This window comes from Archangium lansingense (genome assembly GCF_026626635.1).
Lineage (GTDB): Bacteria > Myxococcota > Myxococcia > Myxococcales > Myxococcaceae > Archangium > Archangium lansingense.
In genome coordinates this window covers 12,207,665-12,222,318 of the sequence record NZ_JAPNKA010000001.1, presented here as the reverse complement: position 1 = coordinate 12,222,318, position 14,654 = coordinate 12,207,665, and the positions used below count along the sequence as shown (strand labels likewise).

14 protein-coding genes are annotated in these 14,654 nt (G+C 68.3%); 10 read left to right on the top strand and 4 right to left on the bottom strand.

Annotated elements, in window-relative coordinates:
• Window positions 1–176 precede the first annotated feature (176 nt).
• The gene (locus OV287_RS48975; RefSeq protein WP_267540979.1) at window positions 177–722 is read right to left on the bottom strand and encodes a hypothetical protein; all 546 of its coding nucleotides are present in this window, start codon (window positions 720–722) and stop codon (window positions 177–179) included.
• A 204-nt stretch (window positions 723–926) separates the two neighbouring features.
• On the opposite strand from OV287_RS48975, the gene OV287_RS48970 reads away from it, so the two are divergent.
• The 3 genes from OV287_RS48970 (at window position 927) to OV287_RS48960 (ending at window position 4,937) form a co-directional block, all read left to right on the top strand.
• Entirely contained in the window at window positions 927–1,328 is a 402-nt protein-coding gene (locus tag OV287_RS48970; protein ID WP_267540978.1) for a hypothetical protein, read from the top strand.
• Window positions 1,329–1,353: 25 nt separating this feature from the next.
• Window positions 1,354–3,912: a putative metal-binding motif-containing protein gene (locus OV287_RS48965; protein ID WP_267540977.1), complete on the top strand. Its 2,559-nt coding sequence runs from the start codon at window positions 1,354–1,356 to the stop codon at window positions 3,910–3,912.
• An 83-nt stretch (window positions 3,913–3,995) separates the two neighbouring features.
• Window positions 3,996–4,937, top strand: coding sequence for an MBL fold metallo-hydrolase (locus OV287_RS48960; RefSeq protein ID WP_267540976.1), 942 nt, complete (start codon window positions 3,996–3,998; stop codon window positions 4,935–4,937).
• Here the strand turns inward: OV287_RS48960 and OV287_RS48955 are convergent.
• Window positions 4,885–5,628: a phosphatase domain-containing protein gene (locus OV287_RS48955; RefSeq protein ID WP_267540975.1), complete on the bottom strand. Its 744-nt coding sequence runs from the start codon at window positions 5,626–5,628 to the stop codon at window positions 4,885–4,887. The genes OV287_RS48960 and OV287_RS48955 overlap by 53 nt on opposite strands.
• A gap of 237 nt (window positions 5,629–5,865) precedes the next feature.
• On the opposite strand from OV287_RS48955, the gene OV287_RS48950 reads away from it, so the two are divergent.
• The 3 genes from OV287_RS48950 to OV287_RS48940 all read left to right on the top strand — a co-directional run bounded on the left by OV287_RS48950 (window position 5,866) and on the right by OV287_RS48940 (window position 10,472).
• Window positions 5,866–6,291 (top strand): hypothetical protein, encoded by a 426-nt coding sequence (locus tag OV287_RS48950; RefSeq protein WP_267540974.1) that lies wholly within the window; start codon window positions 5,866–5,868, stop codon window positions 6,289–6,291.
• A gap of 292 nt (window positions 6,292–6,583) precedes the next feature.
• Window positions 6,584–8,560: a PAS domain S-box protein gene (locus OV287_RS48945; protein ID WP_267540973.1), complete on the top strand. Its 1,977-nt coding sequence runs from the start codon at window positions 6,584–6,586 to the stop codon at window positions 8,558–8,560.
• Entirely contained in the window at window positions 8,550–10,472 is a 1,923-nt protein-coding gene (locus OV287_RS48940; RefSeq protein ID WP_267540972.1) for an ATP-binding protein, read from the top strand. Before OV287_RS48945 ends, OV287_RS48940 begins: the two co-directional genes overlap by 11 nt.
• A gap of 105 nt (window positions 10,473–10,577) precedes the next feature.
• On the opposite strand, the gene OV287_RS48935 is transcribed toward OV287_RS48940, so the two are convergent.
• Window positions 10,578–11,402: a GspE/PulE/PilB domain-containing protein gene (locus OV287_RS48935; protein WP_267540971.1), complete on the bottom strand. Its 825-nt coding sequence runs from the start codon at window positions 11,400–11,402 to the stop codon at window positions 10,578–10,580.
• Window positions 11,403–11,701: 299 nt separating this feature from the next.
• On the opposite strand from OV287_RS48935, the gene OV287_RS48930 reads away from it, so the two are divergent.
• The 4 genes from OV287_RS48930 to OV287_RS48915 all read left to right on the top strand — a co-directional run bounded on the left by OV287_RS48930 (window position 11,702) and on the right by OV287_RS48915 (window position 14,398).
• A complete protein-coding gene (locus OV287_RS48930; RefSeq protein ID WP_267540970.1) occupies window positions 11,702–12,448 on the top strand; it encodes a MotA/TolQ/ExbB proton channel family protein in 747 nt (248 codons plus the stop codon).
• A gap of 107 nt (window positions 12,449–12,555) precedes the next feature.
• The gene (locus OV287_RS48925) at window positions 12,556–13,041 is read left to right on the top strand and encodes a biopolymer transporter ExbD (protein WP_267540969.1); all 486 of its coding nucleotides are present in this window, start codon (window positions 12,556–12,558) and stop codon (window positions 13,039–13,041) included.
• Between the two features lie 14 nt (window positions 13,042–13,055).
• The gene (locus tag OV287_RS48920; protein ID WP_267540968.1) at window positions 13,056–13,637 is read left to right on the top strand and encodes an ExbD/TolR family protein; all 582 of its coding nucleotides are present in this window, start codon (window positions 13,056–13,058) and stop codon (window positions 13,635–13,637) included.
• A gap of 86 nt (window positions 13,638–13,723) precedes the next feature.
• Window positions 13,724–14,398: an HAD family hydrolase gene (locus OV287_RS48915; RefSeq protein WP_267540967.1), complete on the top strand. Its 675-nt coding sequence runs from the start codon at window positions 13,724–13,726 to the stop codon at window positions 14,396–14,398.
• On the opposite strand, the gene OV287_RS48910 is transcribed toward OV287_RS48915, so the two are convergent.
• Window positions 14,385–14,621 (bottom strand): hypothetical protein, encoded by a 237-nt coding sequence (locus tag OV287_RS48910; RefSeq protein WP_267540966.1) that lies wholly within the window; start codon window positions 14,619–14,621, stop codon window positions 14,385–14,387. The genes OV287_RS48915 and OV287_RS48910 overlap by 14 nt on opposite strands.
• Between the last annotated feature and the right edge of the window lie 33 nt (window positions 14,622–14,654).

The window sequence follows — 14,654 nt, the reverse complement described above, 5'->3', positions numbered from 1 at the left end:
GCGGGTTGGCTGGAATGCCAAGGACCCTCTGTCGTTATGAAAAAAGCTGTCACTGGGGGTGGGAGTGACTACGGGATTTCCCGCATGGAATTGGGACGCACAGTCGCGGGCGCCGCGTGAGCGAGTCCGTGGGGTGCCAGGACCAGGTCACGCGGCTCGTGGTGGCTACCCGCGGGTTACTCCACGGTGATGTCGCGTCGCAGGCCCCGTCGGTCCGCCAGGGGGCGCGAGTACACGCCGGCTGCCGCTCCGAGGAACGTGCCGAGGACATGGAGCGCGGTCCATCGCCAGAAGCCAAGGCCATACATGAAATAGAGCAGGTCCGGCGTGTCGAAGCCGTAGAAGAAGGCGATGATCGCCGGCACGGCCACCGAGGACACGGCCGCCGCCACGAATGCGCGTTTCCAGCGCTTGGCGAAGAAGCCTCCGAAGACGCCTCCCAGCAGTCCGTTGAGGAACGGCATCCAGAAGGTGATGAGGCCCACGAACGTCATGGTGAAGGCGCCGATGATGAAGCCCCGGTTCTTGATGGGGAGGCCCTCGGTGGGAACGTCGCGCACGGCGACCCCGTGGTAGCCGGTCTCCTCGATGTCGGGCAGGGGCTCGGTGGCGGCGGTGCGCAGCTCGCGGCCGCCCAGGATGCCTCGATCACACTGGCCGTCCTCGAGCACCTCGCGGCGAGTCTTCGGCCTCGGATTCTTGGGATCAATGAATTCAGACATGCGTGCTCTCCCGGTGGGTGGGGGCGGAAGGCTCCGCCGTGGTGGCTGATGCCGTTGAAGATGCGTCATCCCAGTGGGGGAGACAGGGGAGGTCGCTCCACGGGGGGGCGGACGTCCAGGCGAGCGTGACAGGGCTTGGCGGCTCGGGGCTGGCCGGTATGCTGCGCCTCCCTCGTGCCCCTGTCCGGCTGGATGGAGTTCACCATGCGTCCGATGCGTCCTCTGCTGTGCTTTGCCCTGCTGTCCCTCGGCCTGCTGTCGGCCTGCGCGCTGCGTCCGTTCTACCGGCAGGTGCTGCCGCCCGACCTGGCGGAGATGAAGCCCCAGGCGGTCCAGGGCAAGCAGGAGGTACTGCTGCGCGTGGTGGAGCCGGGGACGGATCAGCCCATCTCGGGGGCTCGGGTCCTCCTGAGCACCAGCCGCGCACGTGTCTCCCTGACGAGCGACGTGAATGGCCTCGTGCAGATGCCCGTGGCGCCGGACCTGCTGGCGGAGAACCCCCTGGTGGAGGTGGTCCTGCCTCCGGGCCTGCACGGCTACGTGTTCCAGCCGGTGACGGTGGAGCCCGAGTCGCAGCCTGAGAGTGAGCCGGCACCGCAACAGTAACAAGATTGAGCTAATCTCCGTCGCCATGCGTCATGCATGGATTGTCGGAAGCCTGCTGCTCCTCGCCGCCTGTTCGAACAAGGCGACGGACAGCGCAGTGGCCCTCACGGTCAAGTACCAGGGCTATACCCCGCTGTGCCTTCGAGTGACCGCCTCGGATGCGGCGGCCTCGGAGCGCAAGAGCGACGAGCTCATCACCCAGTCCAAGCTGGCCACGGACGAGGACCGGACGCTCATCCTCGCCGTGTACCGGGAGAAGAGCTGGAGCCAGCAGTTGCAGGTCGAGGTGGCCTCCTATGCCACGGCGGACTGCACCGGCGACGCCATCGAGACGCGCCGGCTGGCTGCGGCGGTGACGCTGCCCGAGAAGGGCTCCGTACCAGCGGCGCTCGAGCTGCTGGCCCAGGACGTGGACAAGGACGGCCATGCCGCCAGCGTCCCGGGTGACAGCGCCATCAAGGGCACGGACTGCAACGACAGCAGGGCCGCGGTGCACCCCGGCGCCCTGGCCGTGTGCGACGGGTCGGACAACCTCAACACCGACTTCAACTGCGACGGGAAGCTGGACTGCAACGGTGGGGGCTGCTCGAGCGATGCGACGTGCGGCTCGGGCTTCTGCGTGGCGGGCATCTGCTGCAACAGCGCCTGCAACGAACAGTCGCAGTGCCGGAGCGCGGGGGTGTGCAGCACGGGAACCTGCGTCTATACGGTCGCCACGGGCGCTTCCTGCGACGACGGGAGTGCCTGCACCACCGGCGATACGTGCAGCGGCGACGGGGTGTGCACGGGCACGCCCAAGACGTGCAACACGCCGCCGGGCCAGTGTCATGTGGCGGCGGGTACCTGCAACAGCTCGACGGGCGCGTGCGAGTACAGCCCCCGGCCCACCACGGACGCCTGCGACGATGGAAGCCAGTGCACCATCAATGACCGGTGCAACGGCAACGGGACGTGCGCGGGTACGCCCAAGACGTGCAACACGCCGCCGCAGTGTCGCGATGCGGCGGGCACGTGCAACACCACGACGGGTGCGTGCGAATATCCCCCCAAGAACACCACGGAGACCTGTGACGACGGCCAGCCCTGCACCGAGGGGGACAAGTGCAACGGCAGCGGGACGTGCGCGGGCACGCCCAAGGTGTGCAACTCGTCACCGGGCCCGTGCTTCGAGGGGACGGGCACCTGTGACACCGCGTCGGGCGTGTGCAACTACGCTCCCAAGCCCTCCTCCGCGTCCTGTAGTGATGGCCAGGACTGCACCTCGCCGGACACGTGCAATGGCTCGGGCGGGTGCGTCAGCACGTTCAACTGCCCTCCGCCGAGCATCTGCAAGGAGGCGCTCCCAGCCTGTACCATGGACGGCAAGTGCCAGTTCCAGGCGGCCGCTGGACAGGCGGGCAAGGCGTGCGTCGAGAGCGGGAAGGCGGGAACCTGCCTGGCGGATGGGACGTGTCAGCCGTTCCAGTTCAGCTATTCCGTCACGGGCAACTTCGACCCGGTGGCCATCGCTTCCAACGCTTCCACCCCCTTCAATGACCTGAACATCTCGTGCGACACCACCTTCGATTCCTCGGGTACACCGTCGTGGACGAACTCCGGGTGTGGCCTCACGCCCCCCGCGCACGTGGTGACCGGTGATGGCTTCGTGGTGGTTCCGGTCCGCGACCTGACCGTGAATGCTCCCCTGCGGGTGGTGGGCGCGAGGCCGGTCATCCTCGCGGTGTACGGCAACGCCACGTTGAACAACAATATTCTCGCCCACTCGAGTCATACGGAGGCGGTGATGGGGGCCGGGAGCGGGGTGGTTTGCTCGGGACGTGCGGGTGGCTCGGGCAACGTCAGCAATGCGGATGGGAGCGGTGGCGGTGGCGCTGGCCTCGCGACGGAAGGTGGCCTCGGCGGCACCAATGATGACGGCAGCGCGACGGGAGGCACGAAGGGGAGCCTCCTGCCGGGCGGATTCACTCCATTGGTGGGCGGTTGCCAGGGCGGCAGTGGTGGCAATCCTGCTGGCACGGTAGCGGGCGTTGGGGGCAATGGTGGCGGGGCGCTGCAGATCTCCGTGGCGGGTACGCTGACCCTGAGGGGCGTGGTGACCGTGAGCGGCGCCGGGGGCAAGGGGGGAGGACGTCCCCCCGCTCCCGCCTCTCCTCCCTCCAACAGCGCGGCGGGCGGCGGAGGTGGAGGTAGCGGAGGATTGCTGGTGCTCGAGGCCGACGATCTCGTGGTCGATCCCAGTGCCCGGGTCACCGCGAATGGCGGCGCAGGAGGTGAAGGCGCGGGAAGCAGGGGCTCGAACTACTATCCGGGCAGTTCCGGAGCCAATGGTTCCACGGATAGCGCAGTTCAGGCCTTGGGTGGTCACGGTGCCGCGGATGACGGAGGCGCGGGAGGTGTGGGTGGGGCGGGAAGCTCTTCTCCTGGCAATGGAGTCTCGGGGAGCGGCTCGCAGGGCGGCGGAGGTGGCGGTGGTGGTGGTGCCGCCGGCCGCATCCTCCTGAGAGGTGTAACGAGCTGCGCCGCCATTCCCGCGGGGGCCATCATCAGTCCGCCCTACGACAAGGGGACGGGTACCTGCCCGTAGCCGCCGGAGCGCGCGGAGTCCTGGAGCGCCCCGTTCGCGGGGCGTATGGTGCGCGGCCTCTCCAATCGAATGGACTGCTCGATATGAAGAAGCTCCTCCTCTCCGCGTTGTTGGTCCTGCCTGACGTGGCGTCCGCGCAGCTCGACGAGGCCTCGCTCGCGAAGGTGCCGGTGAAGTCCATTCCGGTGGCGGGCAACGTGCACATGCTCGAGGGCGCGGGCGGCAACATCGGCGTCTCCGTGGGCCCGGATGGAGTCCTCATCGTGGATGACCAGTTCGCGCCCCTGGTGCCGAAGATCCGCGCGGCGCTCGGCAAGCTGGCCAAGGGCAAGGAGAAGACGCCCGAGTTCATCTTGAACACGCACTGGCACTTCGACCACACGGGGGGCAACGCCGCCTTCGGCCGCGACGGCACCATCGTGGCGCACAAGCACGTGCGCACGCGGTTGATGAACGGGCTGGAGAGCGCGGCGCTGGGGATGAAGATTCCACCCGCGCCCAAGGAGGCCCTGCCGGTCATCACCTATGACCAGGGCATCTCCATCTTCTTCAACGGTGAGGAGGTGCAAGTGACGCACCTGCCGACGGGCCACACGGATGGAGACAGCATGGTGTACTTCACCAACTCCAACGTGCTGCACATGGGCGACCAGTTCACCGGGGAGAAGTACCCCTTCATCGACCTGGAGAGTGGCGGCTCGCTGGAGGGCTACCTGCGCAACGTGGAGCGGGTGCTGCAGACGCTGCCCGCCGGGGTGAAGATCATCCCGGGCCATGGGGCCATCTCCGGGCGTCAGGAGCTGGAGACCTTCGCGCAGATGCTGCGCGACACGGTGGACCTGGTGAAGGGAAAGCTGGCCGCGGGCAAGACGCTCGAGCAGGTGAAGGCCGAGGGCATGCCCGAGAAGTACAAGAGCTGGGGTGAAGGCTTCCTCAAGCACGAGCAGTGGCTCACGATTGCCTACAACAGCCTCAGCGGGCAGAAGCCGGAGCCGGCGAAGAAGCCGGAGGAGCCGAAGAAGTAGGGCGTCCTGCTCCGAGCTCCCGGAGGCGTGGGGCGGTGCGCACGAGCACCTCCCGCTGCTCGGGGTGGAGCTTCACGCCGCGACGTGCGCGCCGTAGGTGCTGCTCGGCGCCGTGCACGTCCGGGCTGTGGCCGCGGGCCAGGAGGACGGCCGCGGCAACGGTGCTGGACCTGCCGTGCCCGTTCGCACAGTGGACGTACACCGGGCCGGGCTCCGCGAGGACGGCGCTGACGACGGACAGCAGCGAGTCCTCATTCAGCGCGCACGTGTCCAGCACCGGGCTGCAGAGGTAGCGCGCCCGGGTGCGGACCTCGCGCGGCTCGGCGAACTCCGAGGTCAGGTCCACGATGAGGGAGACCTCGGGCGGCAGCTCGTGTGCGAAGGGGCGGCGTCCCAGCAGGAGTCCGGGGGCCACCTCGTGGAAGCAGCGCTCCTGGGAGAGCGCGCGCCGCACGTGCCACACTGTCCACGTGAAGAGGAAGTAGGGCAGGAGCAGCAGCACCGGGCCCCACGCCTGGGAGCCATCCTCCCGCTTACCGAGCAGCCGCGTTCCCCGGCCCAGGTAGGCCCCGCCCACCCCAAGGAAGCTGCCGCCGAGCCACGCGAGTGCCCAGGCCCCGGATGAGCCCTGGGCGAACGCCAGTAGCAGGCAGGCGCTGCCGCAGGCCATCAAGAGGAATCCCGTTCGCATCGTGTCTCGGCTCCGGCGGCCAGGGCTCCCTGCTCCCCGGCCGTGGGCAGAGTGTTGCACGGGCCGAGCCCGGGGAGCCCCGCTCGGAAACAGGTCCAGGAGGAGCGGCGAGGCTGCCAGCTTGTCAGGCGGCCCCCTGGTCTTCGCGACACGGTGTCTCCCGGTGGCGCGGGCCCGGATTGAATCAATCCGGGGGGCAGCCGTCTGAAGGAGCAAGAACGATTGGAGGATAAGACGATGATGCTCCGGCACGGACTCTTCACCCTGGCTCTCTCCGCGATGTTCCTGGCTCCGGTGGCCGCGCGGGCCGATGACTCCTGGGGCCGGCATGACGCCTCGCCGGTGGGCCAGGCCTCCCACGGCGGGCAGCACATCCACACCGGGGGCTGCTACCACCCGGCGCCGACGCCTCCTCCGGCCCAGCCTCCGCGCTCGAATTGGCCGCGTCAGTCGGGCCGCTACGAGCTCCAGACGGTCCGCGAGTTCGTGCCGGGCCGCTATGAGCAGGTCTGGGTCGAGCAGAACTGCAGGTACCGGCCGCGCCGCAACGTGACGAAGTGCGAGGGCGGTCACTATGAGCAGCGCTGGGTGGCGGGCTACTACCAGTCGGTGCAGGAGTGGGTCTGGGTCCCCGTGCACCGGGGCCCCTACGGCCGCGGCTGAGTGGACCGCGCTCTCTCCGTTGAAGCTCCTGACCCTCTCCTAGACGCCTCGGCCCTTCTGGCCGGGGCGTTCGTGTTTCGTCTGCCAGGACAGGGAGGGAGCTTCTCCTGGCGGTAATCTTTACTTCTCTTCGGGGGGGCGCCGCCTCCCGTGGTGCACCGGGTGCCGGGACGTACGCCCGGTGGAAAAGGCCTGGGTGTCGAGGAGGTGGCCGGCCCGCGGTTCGCCACCGGACAGCGGCATCCGGGTCGTGGACTGCCCCTGCGGCAGGAGCCGGGGTAGAGTCGGGGGCGTGTCTCTCCACGAGCCATCTCTTGGCGTCGTCCTGGTGCCCGCGGCTTCGGCCGCGCGTGAGCCGCTCGCTCGCGCTGTGGCCCTGGCCGGCCTGCGGGTGGTGGAGACGCCGGAGCGGGCCACCATCGGCCTGGTGGACCTCACCACTCCGGAGGGGTCCTCTGCGCTCAACGCGCTGCTCGCCACGCCGGCGGGAGCGAGGCTCGCGCTGGTGGCCCTCGTGGAACCGCGCGAGGAGTCCTTCTCCGTCCTGGAGTCGCTCAAGCCCTCGGAGGTGATGACAGCCGGGGGCCAGCCCTCCGAGCTCGCCTGGAGGCTGCGGCGCGTCGCCGAGCGCCACCGCGAGCACCAGGAGCTCATGCGGCGGCAGCAGGACCTGTCGTTGCTGGTCGAGCTCACCGCGGACTACGCCGAGAGCTTCGATGTGGAGGCGCTGCTCCATGACGTCACCCGCCGACTCGCCGAGCGGCTCGGAGTCAGCCGCGCCGCGCTGGTGATGTTGGACCGGCACGGAGAGGGGGCGCGCGTGGTGGCCGCTAGCGACGCGCCCAACCTGGAGGACGTGCGCATCGACCTGGAGCGCTACCCAGAAGTGCGCGAGGCGGCGCGCACGGGCAAGCCCGTCATCGTGGAGGATGCCTCCCACCACCCGTTGCTGGAGGGCGTGCAGAACGAGGTGGCCGCGCGAGGCATCCAGGCGCTCGCGGCGCTGCCGCTGCACATCCGGGGCGAGGTGCGCGGGGTGCTGCTGCTACGGGCCTCGGGAGGGGATCGGCGCACCTTCGCGCCGGATGAGATCGACTTCCTCAACACGGTGGCACATGCCACGGCGGTGGCCCTGCGAAACGCCTCGCTGCTGCAGACGGTGCGGGGGCAGACCGAGCGCGAGATGTCGGCGCGCATCGCCGCGGAGGCCAAGGCCGCGTCGCTCGAGACGTACCACCTCTTCTTCGCCAACGTGCGCGAGGGCGTGGCCATCCTCGACGACAAGGCGTGCGTGCTCAGCCTCAACCCCGCGGGCGAGGCCATCCTGGCAACACCCTCCGAGAGCGCGTACGGCCGCCACCTGGTGGACGTGACGCAGCCTCTGGACGAGTCCGTGCTGATGGAACTGGTGACGGCGGCGCGGCGGGGTGAGTCCCGCTCGGACGTGGACCTGATGGTGCGTGCGCCCAATGGCCGGCGCCTCACGCTGAGCTTCTCGGCGGCCCCTCTGGAGGACGGCCGCCGGGCCATCATTCTCTCCTTCCGGGACGTGACGCAGGCGCGCCAGCTGGCCGACGAGCTGCGCCACACCAAGGACTTCCTGGAGCGGCTCATCGACTCCTCGGTGGACGCCATCGTCGCTGCGGACATGCAGGGCCGCATCATCCTCTTCAACAAGGGTGCCGAGGCCCTCTTTGGCTACGGTGCTCCGCAAGCGCTGAGCGGCATGCACGTCAACCAGCTCTACCCCAATGGAGTGGCCCAGCGCATCATGAAGCAGCTGCGCAGCCCGGAGCTCGGTGGGCGCGGCCGGTTGTCGGTGTGCCGCCAGGACGTCGTCAACCGGCTCGGGCAGTTGGTGCCGGTGAACATGACGGCCTCCATCGTCTACGAGGGCGGCCGCGAGGTGGCCAGCGTGGGCATCTTCACCGACCTGCGCGACCGCATGGAGCTGGAGCGCAAGCTGTCGGACGTGGAGACGCGCCTGGAGGAGAGCGAGAAGAACGCAGTCATCGTCGCGCTGGCCGGCACCGCCGCCCACGAGCTCAACCAGCCGCTCACCTCGGTGATGGGCTACGCGGAGCTGCTCAAGCGCAGGCTGAAGGAGGAGGACACTTCCTACAAGCCGGTGGACATCATCTACCGCGAGGCCGAGCGGATGGCGGAGATCGTCCGGAAGATTGGCCGCATCACCCGTTACGAGACGAAAGCCTACATGGGGTCCCAGCAGATAGTGGACCTCGACAAGGCCAGCTCCCATGACGACTGAGTCGCGTCGCCTGCCCGTGCCGGAGGGCCCCTCCGCGGAAGCCTTTCGTGCCTTCTTCGAAACGGTGGAGCTGCCGGCGGCGCTCTGCGACACGCAGCTACGGTTGCTGCTGGGCAACAACGCCTTCGCGCGCTTCTGTTTCGACCATGGGCTGACGGTGGAGCAGATGATGGAGGGGTTGGCGGAGGCGCGGCGGTTGCCCGAGGACGGGGCCGGGTGCGTGGTGGAGGTGCCGCTGCCGCAGGGGGGCGTGGTGGTGATGGAGCTGGCGCGGCGGGGCGATTCCTTGTCGGTGGTGGGGCGGCGCGAGTCCGAGCTGATGCGCGGTCAGCTGGTGGTGGTGGAGCAGGCGCTGCTGGAGCAGGCGCGCACCGAGGGGGTGCTGCTGGACCTGGGGCGCAGCGTGGCCGAGGCGGGCAGCGAGGAGGAGCTGGTGGCGGCGGTGGCTCGCGGGGTGAAGGAGCTGTTCCCCGGCCGCTCCTTCTGCATCCGCATCATCGACGCGCGCACCGGAGTGCTGACGAGCCTGTACGCCGAGGGGCGGCTGAAGGAGGGCTCCCGCGAGCCGCTGGTGCTCAAGCGCACCGCGGTGGAGAAGATGCACCTGACGGCGGAGTCGATTCCGGCGGGGCGGGTGGTGGTGGCCGCGCTGGTGCCGTTGCTCTTCGAGGGCAGCACGGGCGGGGTGAGCGCGCCGCTGGTGGCCAGTGGGCAGCTCTACGGCGTCATCAACCTGGAGTACCCGGCCTCGCTTCGCGAGGATCCGGACGTGCTGCAGGACGAGCGGGTGCTGGTGCAGCTGGCCAACCAGGTAGCGGTGGCGGTGAAGAACGCCAAGCTCATCGACGAGCTGACGTTCGTGCGCAAGTACCTGGAGGAACTGCTGGAGAAGGCCAACGCGCTCATCCTGGTGGCCAACCGGGACAAGAAGGTGGTCGTCTTCAACCAGGCCATCAGCCGCCTCACGGGCTTCAGCAAGGAGGAGGTGCTGGGGCAGGACGTCTTCTCGCTGGTGCCCGAGGACGAGCAGCTGCGGCTGGCCTCGGTGCTGGCGGCGGCCCTGAGGGGCGAGGCGGTGCCCAACTTCGAGCTGCGGCTGCGCACGCGCTCGGGTGAGGCGCGGGCTTCGTTCGCGACCTCGTCGGCGCTCACCTCGCAGGGCGAGGTGGAAGGCGTGATGGCCATCGGGCAGGACGTGACGGTGGTGGCGCAGCTGGAGCAGCGGGTCATCCACGCGGAGAAGCTGGCGTCCATGGGGCAGCTGGCGGCGAGCGTGGCGCACGAAATCAACAACCCGATGACGGCGGTGGTGGCGTACTCGGAGTCGCTGTTGCAGCGGGCGATGATGATGGGGAGCGCGGGGGCGGCGGACGCGGAGAAGCTGCGGAAGATACAGGAGAGCGGGCAGCGGATATTGCGCTTCACGAGGGACCTGACGTCCTACGCGCGGCCGGCGAAGGACAAGGTGGAGCGGGTGCAGCTCAACGCGCTGTTGGACAAGGCGGTGGGCTACTGCGAGCACGTGGTGGCGCAGGCGAAGGTGAAGGTGGAGCGCGACTACGGGGAGCTGCCGCCGTTGCCGGCGGTGCCCGCCAACCTGGAGCAGGTGTTCGTCAACCTCATCACCAACGCGTGCCACGCGATGAAGCCGGGCGGGCAGGTGTGGCTGCGGACGATGCGGGAGGGGAGGGACGCGGTGGTGTGGGTGAAGGACACGGGGAGCGGCATCGAGCCGGCGAACCTGTCGCGCATCTTCGAGCCCTTCTTCACGACGAAGACGGAGGGGCAGGGGACGGGGCTGGGGCTCTCCATCGTGCAGCGGATTATCGAGAAGCACGGGGGCCGGTTGAACGTGGAGAGCGAGCTAGGCCAAGGCACCACCTTCATCGTGCACCTGCCGCTGGCCGACTGAGCCCAAGCGAGCCACCCCAAGCCAATTACCAACCCCTCTCCCCCCGGGAGAGGGTCGGGGTGAGGGGGCCCGGCTCCCGGGTTCCCCCGTGCGGTTCAGCTCCGCTCAGCTCTCCGACTCGTCATCGAGCTCGCGGGTGAACTCCTCGTTCGTCAGGAGTCCCTTGCGAGCCATGATGCGCATGAGGGCCCAGAACTTGCGTTCCAGCTCCTCCACCCGGTCCACGGGCTCGGTCGGGGCCGCATTGCCGAAGAGCGAATCCAGCTCTGCGCTGACGTCCCCGGCAGGCCTGGTCCCGGTAGGCCGTGCCTGGCCGCGCTTGAGCCGCTGCTGCTGCTCTCGTTCCTGGATGAGCTGCTCGAGCGAGACGCGGCGCGTGTTCTCCCCGGGGGGCAGCTCCTCGCCGACGATGATCTCCTCGACATCGTCCTCCAGGGCGTTGGGAAGCGGCTCCGGCGCCTGGGTGGAGGCCGGAGCCGGGCTCGGGGCAGGCCGGTGGTAGTAGCGCTGGATGGCGGTGCGCACGGCGGACAGCGGCGCCACGCGGGGGCTCACCTTCAGCCCCGTGGTGAACTCCATCTCCTGGAGGCCAGCGGAGTCGAGCGGGTCGGCCATGGCCACCACCAGCACCCGGCGCCCGCCCACGCTCTCCAGGGCCACGGGGAACAGGTCATGCTGCTCGCAGAAGCGCGAGCGCAGCAGGTGGATGGCGCTCCAGTCCGGGGCTCGGGCCGCCAGGTCGATGACGGGCACCCCCAGGGCCTCGCTCAGCGCGTGGGCCAGGGTCTTCTCGGTAATGGCACCCAGTGACACGAGCACGGCCCCCAACCGCTGGTGGGTCCGCTGCTGCGCCTGCAGTGCCGCTTCCAACTGGGCCGCGGTGATCGCCCCCCTCTCCAGGAGCAGCTCGCCGATCCGCTTTCGGGCCATGATCGGCCGCCCTTAGCCTCCCCCCCCGGGTCCGTCAAGCAGGCGACGCAGCACGAAATGATCCGTCCGTCTGCCACCAGACCTGCCGTCCTGGCGGTGTCCGATCGCAAAATTCCTGTGGGATTTCAGCAACTAAGAGCACGGAGCGTGCCTTGACACTCCATGACCGCCGTTCTTAAAGTCCGGCGTCCATTCAATGCCATTCCCGGCATGCAAACCGTGTGGGAGTCCGTACGGGGAGCCAGCCGGTTGGCAAGGCCCGCCATGTCGGGCACGCCCCTCTCTGGAGGCAATAAGCGATGAACCTGGGGTTTTTGACGAATCTGACCATCCTCGCCAACGCCGGCGGTCACGGCGCCCAGCGCTCGTTTTTCGAGGAGGTCGCCATGCGCTGGGAGGCGGGTCAGTGGGGTATGTACCCCATCGCCGTCTGCCTGGTGTTCGCGCTGGCCATCATGATCGAGCGCGGCATCGTGTTGTTCGGTAAGGCCTCCATCAACAAGGACGCCTTCCTGCGCGGGCTCAAGAAGCACATCTACGCCGGTGACCTGGACAAGGCCATCAACTACGTGGCCGGCCAGAAGCAGACGCCGCTCACCCAGGTCATCAAGGCCGGCCTGATGAACGTTCCCAAGGGCGAGGAGGAGGTCCAGGCCGCCCTCGACGAGGCCAGCCTGCGGGAGACGCCGAAGATCGAGGCCCGCACCGGTTACCTCGCCATGCTCGGCAACGCGGCGATGCTCGCCGGTCTGCTCGGTACGGTGTCCGGTCTGATCTCCTGCTTCGAGGCCGTGGCCAACGTGAACCCGGCCGACAAGGCCACCATTCTCGCCAACGGTATTTCTGAAGCCATGAACTGCACCGGCTTCGGTCTGCTCACGGCCATCCCCGCCGTCGTGGCCTTCTCCATCCTGTCGGGCCGCGCCACCTCCATCGTCAACGACATCAACGAGACCAGCGTTGCCGTGCTGAACCTGATCGTGAACAACCGCGACAAGTTCAAGAACGCCACCGTCTCGGCCTCCGCCCGGGACTCTGAGGAGTAGTCGTTCACTCCTACAGGGAACCTGGAATTCGGGCGCGTTGTCGGTGGGTATGACGCGCGCCCTTCTTCGTTGAACGTCGTAGCGAGCGCGGGCGGAAGGAGAGTGCCATGGCCGGCGGAATGGATCTGGGGGGAGGTAAAGGCAAAAAGTCACTCGACGTTGCCATCAACCTCACCCCCTTCATTGACCTGATGGCGGTGACCATCAGCTTCCTCATCATGACGGCTGTCTGGACCCAGATTGGTCGGCTCCAGGTGGCGCAGGCCGGTGGTCCGGCCACCGAGGAAGAGCAGAAACAGGAAGAGCAGACCAAGACGGTCCAGCTCACGCTATTCGTCACGCCCACCGAGCTGCGGCTCGCGGCGGACCAGAGCGAGTTCCCGCCCATCGAGGCCAAGCGCGGTAGCAACGGCAAGCTGGACCTGGCGCCGTTGGTGGCCCGCTTCAAGGAACTCAAGGCGCAGTTCCCGGATCAGTCAGCCATCACGCTGCAGACCGAGGACAAGGTCCGTTACGAGGACCTGGTGCGCATCATCGACCAGTGCATCGGCGCCGGCCTGCCTCAGGTCTCGGTGTCCGCCATCATGGGTTAGGGAAGGCATCCACCATGGCCATCAAGGTTCCCGGCAAGCGCTACGGCAAGCGGCTGCAACACTCCAAGGTGTTCGGCCACGGCGTGCATGGCAAGCACGGCGGCAACGCGGACGTGCTCATCACGCCGCTCGTCGACATGTTCGTGATCATCGTGCTCTTCCTCATCGCCAACTTCTCGGCGACGGGCGAGGTGCTGATGATGACCAAGGACATCCAGCTGCCCGAGGCAGTCAACGTCAAGGAAGTGGAGATGCACCCGGTGGTGATGGTCTCCGGCGAGGAGGTCACCATCTCCGGCACCGTCGTGGGCCGGGTCCCGGACCTGGTCAAGGAGGAGTACCTCAACATCCCCGCGCTCGAGGAGAAGCTGCGGGACATGAAGAAGCAGTTCGAGGACCTCCACTCCATGGCCGAGGGCAACACCAACGCCTTCAAGGGTGACGTGAACATCCAGGCCCACAAGGACGTGGAGTTCTCCATCATCAAGCGGGTGATGTTCAGCTGCGCCAGCGCTGGCTACAACAACATCAACTTCGCCACCCTGCAGAAGGGCGAGGCTGGCGCCGAACCTCCCACGGCCGCCGCCACCCCCTGACACCAGGCCCCTCGGCCTGACGTGCCTGCGCCCCGCGCTCCGGACTTGTCCGGGCCGGGGCGTTGGTGTTTCCAGGGGGTATGCACATGCACCTGCGCGCCGCGCTCTTCGACCTGGATGGGACCCTGCTGGACTCGCTGCATGACCTCGCTGTGGCGATGAACCACGCACTCGCCACCCATGGCCTGCCTGTCCACCCGGTGGCCAGCCACCGCAGCTTCGTGGGCGAGGGCGTTCGGGTGTTCGTGGCCCGCGCCGTCCCCGCGGACCGCGAAGACCTGCACGAGGCAGTGCTGGCCACCTATAAGGCCTTCTACTCAGAGCACATGATGGACCACACCCGGCCCTTTCCCGGCGTGCTCGAGGTGCTCGCCCGGCTGCAGGGCGAGGGCGTGAAGCTGGCGGTGCTGAGCAACAAGCCTGACGCGGCCACCCGGCGGCTGGTGGAGAGCCTGCTCCCGGACGTGCGCTTTTGCGCCGTCTACGGTGAGCGGGCCGGGGTGCCTCGCAAGCCGGACCCCACGGCGGCGCTCGGCATCGCGGCCGAGCTGGGCGTGGAGCCCGGGGACTGCGCCTTCATCGGCGACACGGGGGTGGACATGAACACCGCGCGTGCCGCCGGCATGTACAGCGTGGCGGTCACCTGGGGCTTCCGCGACGTGGAGGAACTCCAGGCGCATGGAGCCCGGGCGCTCGTCCGGACGTCGGACGAGCTGCTCCAGGCCCTCTCCGGCATGCCTCGGGCCGTTACACGACCCTGACACGGGAGGGGTAGCCCCTCGCCCTGTCCTTGTCCTCGGCGCGGTTGTGCGCGGTGGCCGCCGAGACGATGTGGCACACCCAGCCGAGCAAGCCGCCGGTGCCCAGCCAGAAGCCCGGCGTGAAGATGAGCCAGAAGAGGCCCCGAAGGATGTCACCGTTGTAGATCTGACCCAGTCCGGGGATGAAGAACGACAGCACGGCGGCGATACCAGGGCGGGACATGTGTCTCATTTCCTCCTTGCCCCTTCCTACGAA

What these genes read in the sequence shown, in the direction of transcription:
- OV287_RS48955 (WP_267540975.1), bottom strand. Translation starts at nt 5,628, where the DNA reads ATGCGAACGGGATTCCTCTTGATGGCCTGCGGCAGCGCCTGCCTGCTA.
- OV287_RS48925 (WP_267540969.1), top strand. Translation starts at nt 12,556, where the DNA reads ATGGCCGGCGGAATGGATCTGGGGGGAGGTAAAGGCAAAAAGTCACTC.
- OV287_RS48965 (WP_267540977.1), top strand. Translation starts at nt 1,354, where the DNA reads ATGCGTCATGCATGGATTGTCGGAAGCCTGCTGCTCCTCGCCGCCTGT.
- OV287_RS48930 (WP_267540970.1), top strand. Translation starts at nt 11,702, where the DNA reads ATGAACCTGGGGTTTTTGACGAATCTGACCATCCTCGCCAACGCCGGC.
- OV287_RS48970 (WP_267540978.1), top strand. Translation starts at nt 927, where the DNA reads ATGCGTCCGATGCGTCCTCTGCTGTGCTTTGCCCTGCTGTCCCTCGGC.
- OV287_RS48940 (WP_267540972.1), top strand. Translation starts at nt 8,550, where the DNA reads ATGACGACTGAGTCGCGTCGCCTGCCCGTGCCGGAGGGCCCCTCCGCG.
- OV287_RS48960 (WP_267540976.1), top strand. Translation starts at nt 3,996, where the DNA reads ATGAAGAAGCTCCTCCTCTCCGCGTTGTTGGTCCTGCCTGACGTGGCG.
- OV287_RS48915 (WP_267540967.1), top strand. Translation starts at nt 13,724, where the DNA reads ATGCACCTGCGCGCCGCGCTCTTCGACCTGGATGGGACCCTGCTGGAC.
- OV287_RS48950 (WP_267540974.1), top strand. Translation starts at nt 5,866, where the DNA reads ATGATGCTCCGGCACGGACTCTTCACCCTGGCTCTCTCCGCGATGTTC.
- OV287_RS48910 (WP_267540966.1), bottom strand. Translation starts at nt 14,621, where the DNA reads ATGTCCCGCCCTGGTATCGCCGCCGTGCTGTCGTTCTTCATCCCCGGA.
- OV287_RS48920 (WP_267540968.1), top strand. Translation starts at nt 13,056, where the DNA reads ATGGCCATCAAGGTTCCCGGCAAGCGCTACGGCAAGCGGCTGCAACAC.
- OV287_RS48975 (WP_267540979.1), bottom strand. Translation starts at nt 722, where the DNA reads ATGTCTGAATTCATTGATCCCAAGAATCCGAGGCCGAAGACTCGCCGC.
- OV287_RS48935 (WP_267540971.1), bottom strand. Translation starts at nt 11,402, where the DNA reads ATGGCCCGAAAGCGGATCGGCGAGCTGCTCCTGGAGAGGGGGGCGATC.